This window comes from Streptomyces mutomycini, assembly GCF_001700505.1.
GTDB lineage: Bacteria > Actinomycetota > Actinomycetes > Streptomycetales > Streptomycetaceae > Streptomyces > Streptomyces mutomycini.
Genome location: NZ_MAPV01000265.1, coordinates 1 through 9,174 on the forward strand (window position 1 = coordinate 1; position 9,174 = coordinate 9,174).

8 protein-coding genes, 1 tRNA gene and 1 pseudogene are annotated in these 9,174 nt (G+C 69.6%); 4 read left to right on the forward strand and 6 right to left on the reverse strand.

Features of this window, described 5'->3' with window-relative positions:
• Nucleotides 1-283, reverse strand: a pseudogene (locus BFF76_RS28885) (transketolase); the annotation flags it as partial.
• Nucleotides 284-317: 34 nt separating this feature from the next.
• Entirely contained in the window at nt 318-1,019 is a 702-nt protein-coding gene (locus BFF76_RS28890; protein ID WP_065849396.1) for a hypothetical protein, read from the reverse strand.
• Between the two features lie 130 nt (nt 1,020-1,149).
• Here BFF76_RS28890 and BFF76_RS28895 point away from each other — a divergent pair.
• Nucleotides 1,150-1,223, forward strand: a tRNA-Pro gene (locus BFF76_RS28895).
• Between the two features lie 613 nt (nt 1,224-1,836).
• Here the strand turns inward: BFF76_RS28895 and BFF76_RS28900 are convergent.
• Both BFF76_RS28900 and BFF76_RS33405 read right to left on the reverse strand, forming a co-directional pair.
• Complete coding sequence (locus BFF76_RS28900) at nt 1,837-3,318, reverse strand: tyrosinase family protein (protein ID WP_167359535.1); 1,482 nt, start codon at nt 3,316-3,318, stop codon at nt 1,837-1,839.
• 324 nt (nt 3,319-3,642) lie between these two features.
• Nucleotides 3,643-3,945, reverse strand: a complete 303-nt coding sequence (locus tag BFF76_RS33405; RefSeq protein ID WP_053929218.1) for a hypothetical protein — start codon at nt 3,943-3,945, stop codon at nt 3,643-3,645.
• Between the two features lie 877 nt (nt 3,946-4,822).
• Here BFF76_RS33405 and BFF76_RS28910 point away from each other — a divergent pair.
• Nucleotides 4,823-5,680 carry an SCO2400 family protein gene (locus BFF76_RS28910; RefSeq protein WP_065849399.1) on the forward strand — a complete coding sequence of 286 codons (858 nt, stop codon included), beginning with the start codon at nt 4,823-4,825 and terminating at the stop codon, nt 5,678-5,680.
• Nucleotides 5,681-5,860: 180 nt separating this feature from the next.
• Here the strand turns inward: BFF76_RS28910 and BFF76_RS28915 are convergent, their stop codons facing one another.
• Nucleotides 5,861-6,772 carry a hypothetical protein gene (locus BFF76_RS28915; RefSeq protein WP_053929220.1) on the reverse strand — a complete coding sequence of 304 codons (912 nt, stop codon included), beginning with the start codon at nt 6,770-6,772 and terminating at the stop codon, nt 5,861-5,863.
• 506 nt (nt 6,773-7,278) lie between these two features.
• Between BFF76_RS28915 and BFF76_RS28920 the strand changes: the two genes are divergently transcribed.
• Nucleotides 7,279-7,863, forward strand: a complete 585-nt coding sequence (locus BFF76_RS28920; RefSeq protein WP_065849401.1) for a fasciclin domain-containing protein — start codon at nt 7,279-7,281, stop codon at nt 7,861-7,863.
• A 248-nt stretch (nt 7,864-8,111) separates the two neighbouring features.
• Here the strand turns inward: BFF76_RS28920 and BFF76_RS28925 are convergent, their stop codons facing one another.
• Nucleotides 8,112-8,729 carry an RNA polymerase sigma factor gene (locus tag BFF76_RS28925; protein ID WP_065849400.1) on the reverse strand — a complete coding sequence of 206 codons (618 nt, stop codon included), beginning with the start codon at nt 8,727-8,729 and terminating at the stop codon, nt 8,112-8,114.
• Between the two features lie 144 nt (nt 8,730-8,873).
• On the opposite strand from BFF76_RS28925, the gene BFF76_RS28930 reads away from it, so the two are divergent.
• A partial coding sequence (locus BFF76_RS28930; protein WP_141695689.1) for a MerR family transcriptional regulator occupies nt 8,874-9,174 on the forward strand: 301 nt, incomplete at its 3' end.

Consider the following 9,174-nt stretch of genomic DNA (forward strand, 5'->3'; position numbering starts at 1 on the left):
CCCCCTGATGCCCCAGGTCCAGCTTCACCTGCTCGAACGGGCGCTCCACGAGAAAGCTCGCGAAGGTGTGCATGACCGGACGCACCCCGGTCAGAGCCATCCCGGCGCCCGCGCCGATGAGCAGCTGTTCCCTGATTCCGACATTGACCACCCGGTCCGGGTGGGCCCGCTCGGCCTGGCCGAAACCGTCGCGGCTGATCTCGGCGAGTACCAGGGCGATGCGGGGGTCCTCGTCCAGCAGGCGGGTGGTGGTGGAGATGAAACGGTCACGCATGGTGTCCATCGGTGTGTCCTTCGTCCTGTTCGGTTGTGGATGATCAGCGGCGCGGTGCCACGCGGGCGATCACTGCGTGCGGCCGGCCCGGGTGCGGCGCGGTGAAGGCGGCGTACAGCGCCTCGTGGTCCCGGCCGTCGACGGTCCGGGCCGACCAGCCGGCGGCCTCGAACCTGGCCGCGATGCCGCCCGGCCTGGCATACGTCGCCGAGGCGTTGTCGATCACCACGGTGTGCAGCTGTTCGAGCCCGGCCGGTCCCGCGTAGGCGATCGCCTCGTGGTTGCTGCCCTCGTCCAGCTCCGCGTCGCCGGTCAGCACCCACACACGGGGGTCCTCGAGCCCTTGCGCCCGCAGCCCGAGCACACTGCCCACGGCGAGTGGGAGGCCGTGTCCGAGGGACCCGCTGCCGATCTCGGCGCCCGGCACCAGCAGGCGGTCGGGGTGGTGCCCGAGCGGTGAGTCGTACGAACCGAAGCCGGTGAGCAGCTCCTCGCCGAAGAAGCCGCGCGCGGCCAGCACGGCGTAGTACGCCATGGGGCCGTGCCCCTTCGAGAGCAGGAACCGGTCGCGGCCGGGGGCGCCGGCGGATTCGGGTGAGACCCGCAGCACCCGGTCGTACAGCACCCAGAGGGCATCGAGCGTGGAGGTCGCGGCGGGGCCGTGCTTCTCGTCACCTGTCATGAGGCTCATCAGCCGGCCGAGCTCGTCGTAGCCGTGTACCGGCTCGGGGATCGTGTTCGTCATGCGGCCCAGCGTTCGGCCTCAACCAAGGTTGAGGTCAAGCCCCGGGGAACGGGTTCGTAAGCACCGGTGCAAGTGCGGTATTGTTCTCATGCGCGTTCAGCCAGGGGGAAACCCCAGGTCAGACGGGCATCGGGACGTAGCGCAGCTTGGTAGCGCACTTGACTGGGGGTCAAGGGGTCGCAGGTTCAAATCCTGTCGTCCCGACTCGAAAGAGTCGCAGATCAGAGGCCGTACCGGAGGTTTCCGGTACGGCCTCTTGATCGTTTTGGGGACCATCCGGGACCGACCCCGGCTGGACAGGACGGACGGCTGGCCCGGTCCAGTGGCCGTTCGCTCGCGAATCAGAGGACTCCGGCGGTGGCCCAACCACCCCCTGCGGTTCTCCAGCGAGGAAAACGCGTGCTGCGGGCCGGGGCGCACGCCGGGCCCGCAGCACGAAGTGGTCGGCAGGGTCAGCCGGCGGCCTTGTCGGCGTGCTCCGTCAGCTTGGTGATCTGGCTGCCGAAGAGGTCCTGCGGCTCCTGGCGGACTGGTGATCTTGGTCGTGAACCGCCCATCTACCAGGAGCTTTATTCATGCCCGCCGCCGGGTTACCCGCCCAACCACCCGTCAGGTTGGAAACGGCTCACCGGCCCTGGCCTGGCCTTGGCCGACCGCGCCGCACAGGCCTGACCACCGGTGATCGACCGTTCCCATGTCGAGGCGGCCCGGCGGGGCCCAAGAGCCGACTCAGCCCGGTCGGCCGAGCCCGTCCGGCGACAGTAAGCACGCCGGGGCGCCGCCGACCGATGGGTGTGCTGCGGCGGCAGCTGGACGGCTACACGGTGGTGAGGCTGACGCTCTCGAAGCTTGGCTGCGGTGCAGCCGCCTCGACGGCACCCGCCACCGGCTGGGGGACGGACGGCACGACGGAGATGGTGGCCGGTCCGTCCGGCAGCAGACCCTGCTCTTGCAGGCGGAGGACCTGCTCAGTGACATCGAAGCTCACGTCGTGGCCGCCGTGGTCGTGAAGCGCACCGTCGACGTCGGCCGCGCCGAAGAACGAGATCCAGCCGACGAAGTAGGGTCCGGCCGGGTCGAGTTCGCCGCTGGGGCCGTTGAGGAAGACGTGGAAAGGCGATCCGGGCGGCACGTCGGTGCGCACATTGTGCACGGTGAGAATCAGGGTCTGGGGTGCCCTACGGGCGGTCATGGACCGCATGGCCCGGCTGACGTCGCCGGCCGGTTCCAGGGACACCTCGGTCGGCTCGTGGAGGCTGAGGAGCTGCCGGGGGTTGCCAGCGGCGGTAGCCAGGACCCGTTCGCCCGCTCCGGGAGCCTGGGCAGGCGGCACGACTACGGGCCGCGTCCCCGTCCCGTCAGTCAGCGACTCGTATCCGTAGTCGCGCGGATCGATGCCAAGGAACTCCCTGCTCGTGGGCTTCTGGATCTGCCCGTTCTCGTCGAAGAAGATGAACGTCTGGTCCAGCCAGGACGTGTGGTCCGGGTTGAGGTTGTCCTTGCTCAGCCAACTCGACCAGAGCCGGTCGATGTTGCTGTGGTGCAGCCAGAAGATCGGATCACGGGCGGCGCCCGCCACGGACCCCATCCAGCCGCCGACACCACCGTGGACCTGGTTGTGCGGGACGTTCTCCAGCTCACCGAAGCCGCGGCGGAAGTGATCCATGGAGGTGTAGCTGATCTCACTGCCGAAGCTCGGCTGGTCCGTCTGACGGGTGTGCGTGGCGGCGAAGACCGTCTGGCTGATGGCGGTGAAGGGATTGATGTCCGTGTAGGGGAGGACCTCGAAGGCCGAGTTCTTGCCCGGGCTGCGGTGGGGGGTCTGCCAGAAGTCCGCTGTGGATGTCGCCTGCTTCTCCGGCAGAAAGAGCGGGTTGTCGACCGTCAGTCCGGTGCCGTTCGGGCCGTCCGGCATTTTCGGGCTGCGGAAGGCCGCCGGAAGGGCGCGTGAGGTGAAGTCCTCGATCGGATCCGAGGTGGGCGTGTCCAGCGCATAGTCCCAGTAGGGCAGGGCCCAGCCGGTTGAGGGGTCGGGGGTGATGTTCTCCTCGGCGGCGATCTCCTTGATGGTTGACCGGACGATCCGCTCGAAGTACCACAGGTAGCCCCGGTGCCACGGCAGGAAGAACCAGCCACCGTGCGGACACTGGCTGAAGGCCTCGTTTGTCTCCGTGATGGTGGGCGGGACGCCGTGGATGCACCCCTGGAAGACCCAGCTGGTCGGATCCGTGGCCGGACGCTGCTGCATCCTCCCCACCGCCCGGGCATACCAGTACAGCGCCGGATCCCAGTCGCTCATGTTGCTCGCGTCTCGCCGCACAAACGCGACACCGTTCGCCATGTTGCTCCTAGCTTGGTCGGGACGCCCGAGCAGGGCGCCCCTGATCCGTACCGGCCTTCGGCGGCCGTCTTATCGCGTTCGGTCCAGAAACCTTCAGAGAGGTGAACCCGCCGTGCCATCCGGCCGAGGGGCACGGGCGGACCAGGGCCGAGTTTCCTGAACCGGGCTGAGCCTGTCGCGGAAGAAGGGGGTGCGGTCAGCGCAGGACCAGTATGGCCGTCAAGGTGACGATGGCAGTCGGCCCGAGCGTCGGCAGCGCCGGTGGCGCGGCCAACTCCCAGGTCAGGCCATGGCGCTGGCCCGGCGCCAGGGCCGTGCTCGCGCCCGTAGCAGCACCGCCGCGACCGCTGCCAGCAGCAGCGCATGCACCCACTCCGGAGCGGGAGCCATCTCGGTGATCCAGCTGCACACGAGCTGGCTCAGGCAGGCGGCGATCAGCCACGGGGGTAGGTGCCGTCGGCTCCGCGCATCCAGGACCGCCGTTGGCACGAGCCCTTCACTGACGGAGTGCACAACCAGCGCGACCATCACGGGCACTGAGGCCAGCAGGACCACCGTCATGCCCTCCACCAGTCGGTGCAGCACGAGTGCCACCGCTGGCCCGGCACTCACAAGACGCCCCGGCTCACCCGCTTGTGTATCAGGCGTCCCGCCGAGGCAAGCATGAGAGCCGTCAGTACGGTGACCGGCACCACCCAGCCCCGCCGCGATCGCCTCGTGAAGCGCATGCGGCAGGATGTCGATCCCGGCCACTACCGGCAGCACTCCCGACGCGGCCCCGAGCAGCATCGTCGAGTGATACGACCAACGTCGCCCAGGCCAGGACCCGGCCAGCGTTCCCGCCGTGATCAGCATCAGCCCCACGTACTGCCAGAGATCGAACTCCCCTCATGGCAGCGCGAACTGTGCTCCTGCTTCGACAACCGCACCAACCGCCGTTCGCCTTCCATGAAGCAAGGCACCAGGAACGTTGACAAGCCGTGGCCCCGGAGCCCTGCGAGGAAGAGAGAGCTGAACCGCCTGGCTGCGGCACGGGGCCAGACTTTCGTGACGCTGCCACATCTCCCGCCCGGTCGGATGCTGTCGGCTTGCTCCAAGGGGATTCGGGTGAAGGGAGTGACCGCACCTGACGGTCTGCTCCCGCACGAGTATTCACCGGGGAGGGTTTGCCGGCCAGGCCGCGAGCTGCTGCGCGTCCTGTACTGCGGCCCGGCATGCGCCCGCGGGCCGACGGCGGAGGTCCGTAGCCCGGGCGACTACGGGCAGGTGAACTCGGCGTGGAGACGTCCCTCTTCCGTCGTCGCTGAAGGAATCCGCGCAGGAGCATCACACAGGCTGCACACAGCCTTGCGAAAGCCTCGTTAGCGTGGCTGGCTGCTCGTTCCCTCATACGAGACATGACCAGGCTGCGGCCCAGGCGGGCCGGCGGCGCAGTTCGCCCAGGAAGACCAGAAGACCTGATATGGATTACTGCTCCTCGTGCCGCCGGCATCTCAACGGCGCCCTGGTGTGTCCCGGGTGTGGCGCCTACGCCCCGGACATCGCCCCGCCCGTCACCGTCGGCCGCACCGGTGCCACCCTGGCGATGACGGGCGGGGCAGCGGCCACGACTGCCCCGCAGGAATCCACGATCGCCGGCACGTGGCACGACAGACCACTGGACTACGAGGCCGAGCCCAATGCTGATTCCGGCGCGAACCCGCACACCCTCGCCGCCGACGTCGAGAGCCCGTCGCCCGCGCAGCAGGGGAGGGCGGCACGCCGTCGCCAACTGGCCCGCTGGAAGAAGAACAAGCGCCGCGCATCGGTCGCGAGCGCCTTCGCGATTGTCGGAGGCGGCCTGACCGTCGCCATGATGAACGAGCAGTCGACGGAACGGGCGCAGGCGGCCACGGTGCCGGACCAGCGGAGTATGGGCACTGCGGAGGAGCGGGCCCCTGAGCCGAACCCTGCGGCTTCCACACCAGCCACCACCCAGCGCTCTCACCGGTCCTCGGAGACCGCTTCTCAGCGGCAGCCGCAGCAGCCGGCGACCAACACTCCGCGACAACAGTCCCTGGAGGCCCCGCCACACACCGCGCCGACGGCCGCTCGGCCGGCTGCCGCCGCGGTTCCCCCTCCGGCTGCGCCACCGACCCCGCAGCCGCAGAGCATCGCCCCGTCTGCCGACGACACGGCCGAGCGCTCCGACGCGACCACGGAGCAACCGCCGGCGCCCGCGACCGCCGACAGCATGCAACCGGACGCGCCCCGTACCGACCCCGCATTGATATCGGCGTCACCGACGGAGGTGTGCGTTCTCATGGTGTGCCTCGGCTGACCACGTCGCACCTCGGGGCGCGCAGCGAACACGCGTACGCGCTGCTGCGCCCCGGGTCCTCGCTGACGCCGACGACCTGGCCGCGCGCACGGATAGCGCCCTGTAACACGGCGTGTCCGACGAGGTGTTTCGATGGCCGGGCGTGGTGTATCCGCCATTGGCCCGGGGGTGGAGTCCGGTTCAGCCGTCTGACCGGCCCGGCCGTCTGGTGAAGCGACGCAGCCCCCTGCGGGTTGGCTTGAGGGGTACGTCCTCGGGGGCGGGCCGGTTCTGAGTCGCCGTCAGTGCCGCTGCGGGGGCCGGGGCCGGTCCTTCCACGTACTGGCTGCCCCGTTCGATCCGGCTCCGCACCGCCTGGGCCATGGCGTGGTGGGACGGTTCCCGCAAGAGGCCCTCAGCCGACAACCGCTCCCACATGTGCAGCAGTTCCTGCCCCCGGGTCGCTACCTGGCCCTCGTCCCGCATTCGTTGCCACGCCGCGGTTGCACGGGCCACCTCGGGCACGGCCCGGTTCAGATCGCTGCTGCAGCGGATGCGCGCGACGGTCAGCGCGAGCCCGGTGGAGACCGTGTAGTCGCCGCGGAGATAGGCGATGTACGCCTCGATCGCCCTGGCCTCCAGCGACAGTTCGTCCTCCGCACCCCGGCGCAGCGTCAGATGCTCCCGCAATGCGCTGGCGAGGACGAACGCGGCGTGCAGTTCCTCGCGCCGCGCGTGCCCGATGATCCGCTCGACGCGGGCGAGCGGAGGAAACGCCTCCTCCTCCGCGGTGGTCCGCTCGCGCCCGGGGGGCAGGTCCTCCTCCTCGGCGATGGTCCGGCTGGAGCCGTCGGGATGCACCCGAAGCCGCGCCACCTGCCGCACGCTGCGGTCGATGACGGTCGCCGCCACCGGGGCCCCCAGGGTGCGGGCGAACATGGCTACGGCGTCGAGAATCGCCTCGTTGGGCGGGCGCCTGCCGCCCATCTCCAGCAGATGGCCGTTGACCACCGTCGAACCGTCCTCGGCCACGTACGCGTCGAGACGGATCAGCGGTGGTGCGGTGAGCGCGGGCAGGTTCCCCTTGTCACGGGGTATCAGCGAGTGAGACATCCGCTCAGACTCCGGGTCGGGCCACGCCGAGGACGGGCATGGGCGCAGCCGGCGCGGTCGTGCGTCCGGTCCATGGAACGTGGACCATATGTTCGCCTCCGAGGTACATGTCCACGTGCGTGGCCTTCAGTCTAGTAGATGATCAGGTTGCAGGGCTGCGTGATGCCAGGCCGGTCCGGGTCGGTTACTGCCACTGCCCGCCAGTGCCACTTCGCCTGCGAGGTACGGGGGACGGGGTGTTGGGCTGCCGTCGTGCCGCGGAGGGGACTCCCGAGGCAGTCGTACCCTCGCGGACCTCAGCTGCTGTGACCGCGCGCCCGCACACCCGTGTCTGTGCTCGGCTCGCGCCGGCCGGCGTGCGATCCGCGGCTGCGGTCGAGGTGGCTGCCGTCTCCCGGGGCGGGACACCGGGAATGGTGTCATCCAAAGCGGGTGCTCAGAGCGAAGTAACAGATGTGGCGGGCCGCTCCAGGAGCCCGTCGCCCCTCTCAGCAAAGGTGAAGGTCATGACCATCAACCGCCGCTTCAAGGGTGCCGCTCTCACCGGAGCCGGAGCGCTCCTCGTCCCCCTCGCTCTCGTCGCCGCCGCCCCTGCCGCGCAGGCAGACTCCGCGGCGGAGCCCTTCGGGCCCGCCTGTGCGTCGTTGCCGGCCAGTGGCCAGGCGAGTGCCGCCGGCATGGCCGACGATCCGGTCGCGACCGCGGCGTCCAACAATCCGGAACTCTCGACCCTGACCGCCGCCGTAGAAGCGGCCGGCCTTGTCGACACGTTGAACGGCGCCGAGAACATCACCGTGTTCGCACCCACCGACGACGCCTTCGACAAGATCCCGCAGGCAGACCTCGACAAGCTTCTCAACGACAAGGAGGCGCTGAAGAACCTCCTCACCTACCACGTGGTCGATGAGAAGGTCACGGTCGAAGATCTCCCCGGCGGCACGTTCACAACCCTCCAGGGTGGTCAGCTGACGACGTCAGGGTCCGGGGAGAACTTCAAGGTGAACGACTCGGCGAAGATCCTCTGTGGTGACCTGCAGACGAAGAACGCGACAGTCCAACTCGTCGATACGGTGCTGATGCCGCCGTCCTGAGAAGTCGCGACAGGCCGTCACGGAGCCTGCGACAGGCCGGAACCGTGACGGCGGTGCACAACGCGGACGAACCGGCAACCGGCCGACAGGCAGCAGCAGGGAGTGCGTACGCAGCGTGCGGAATCTCCCACCGCCACGGTTGTCTCGCAGTGGCGCACCTTCCTGTTGCTGCACCGCGAGCCGCCCTTCCGTGTTCGCCCGCCTGCTGAATCGGACCGCTGTCGCTGGATCGGATCGCTGTCGACCGCTCACCACGAGGAGACAGCGGCGGCACGGTCCGCCCCGATCCGGTCGCGCAGCTGGTGCAGACCCCGTCGGGCATGGCTCTTGACGGTGCCGAGCGGGATACCGGTGCGTTCCGCGATCTGGGCCTGTGTGAGGTCCTCGTAGAACGTCATGCGCAGAACCTCCCGCTGCGGGCCGGGGAGCCGTACAAGCTCCCCGGAGAGAAGCACACGGTCAAGGGCCGTCTCGGGGGGAGCGCCCGCCCTGTGCGGCGGCGTCACGGCGAGCGTGCGGGCAGCGGCTTCTGTAAGCCTCGCCCTCCGAGCCCTGGCCGCCAGTGCGTCGAAGGTCTTGCGGCGGGCGATACCGACGATCCATGCGCCGAGCGGCCCGCTCTCGGGCCGGTATCGGGCCCGTCCGAGCCATGCTGCGAGGAAGACCTGTTGCGTGACGTCCTCCGCCTCCTGCGCGTCGCCCAGTGAACGGCTCGCCAGGGTGTGGACCAAAGGGCGCCACCGCGCGTAGACAGCGGTGAAGGCGCGCTCGTCGGCAGCCGCGAACGACCGCGTGAGCTCATCGTCCGCCGCGGTGTTCCTCCCGGCGGTGGCTGTGTCCTCGGCCGGACGGCTGATCGTGTCCATCGTCTCGTTCTCCTGCCGGAACGGGGTGTGCGTGACGCGGGGCGATCCTCCCCGGGGGCACCTCATGCCCGCGTACCACCAGTTTTGGGGGCACGACCGACGCGGGCAACATGCGTCGTTCATGCGTCGTACGGTGGAAATGTGATGACCGGCGACGGACCCGGACGACAGGGCGGCGGTCTGACGACCGGCGAGGTCGCCAGACGGCTGGGGGTGGCCCCGACGACGGTGCGCTCGTGGGTCCGGCGGTACGGCCTCGGTCCCGTTCCGCACACCGGTGGCAAGCACCGGAGGTGGACGTCGGAGGACTTCGCACGGCTGGAGCGGATGTGCGCGCTGACCACGACGGGCCTCCCGCCCTCCGAGGCGGCCAGACTCGCCCGGGAACAGGCGGCCCCGGTCGCGGAGCGTACGCCGCAGCGGTCCGGGGCCGCCTGTTCCCGGG

Bases quoted from the DNA above. Each gene is read 5' to 3' on its own strand.
- BFF76_RS28890 (WP_065849396.1), bottom strand. From the start codon at position 1,019: ATGACGAACACGATCCCCGAGCCGGTACACGGCTACGACGAGCTCGGC.
- BFF76_RS28900 (WP_167359535.1), bottom strand. From the start codon at position 3,318: ATGAGCGACTGGGATCCGGCGCTGTACTGGTATGCCCGGGCGGTGGGG.
- BFF76_RS28910 (WP_065849399.1), top strand. From the start codon at position 4,823: ATGGATTACTGCTCCTCGTGCCGCCGGCATCTCAACGGCGCCCTGGTG.
- BFF76_RS28915 (WP_053929220.1), bottom strand. From the start codon at position 6,772: ATGTCTCACTCGCTGATACCCCGTGACAAGGGGAACCTGCCCGCGCTC.
- BFF76_RS28920 (WP_065849401.1), top strand. From the start codon at position 7,279: ATGACCATCAACCGCCGCTTCAAGGGTGCCGCTCTCACCGGAGCCGGA.
- BFF76_RS28925 (WP_065849400.1), bottom strand. From the start codon at position 8,729: ATGGACACGATCAGCCGTCCGGCCGAGGACACAGCCACCGCCGGGAGG.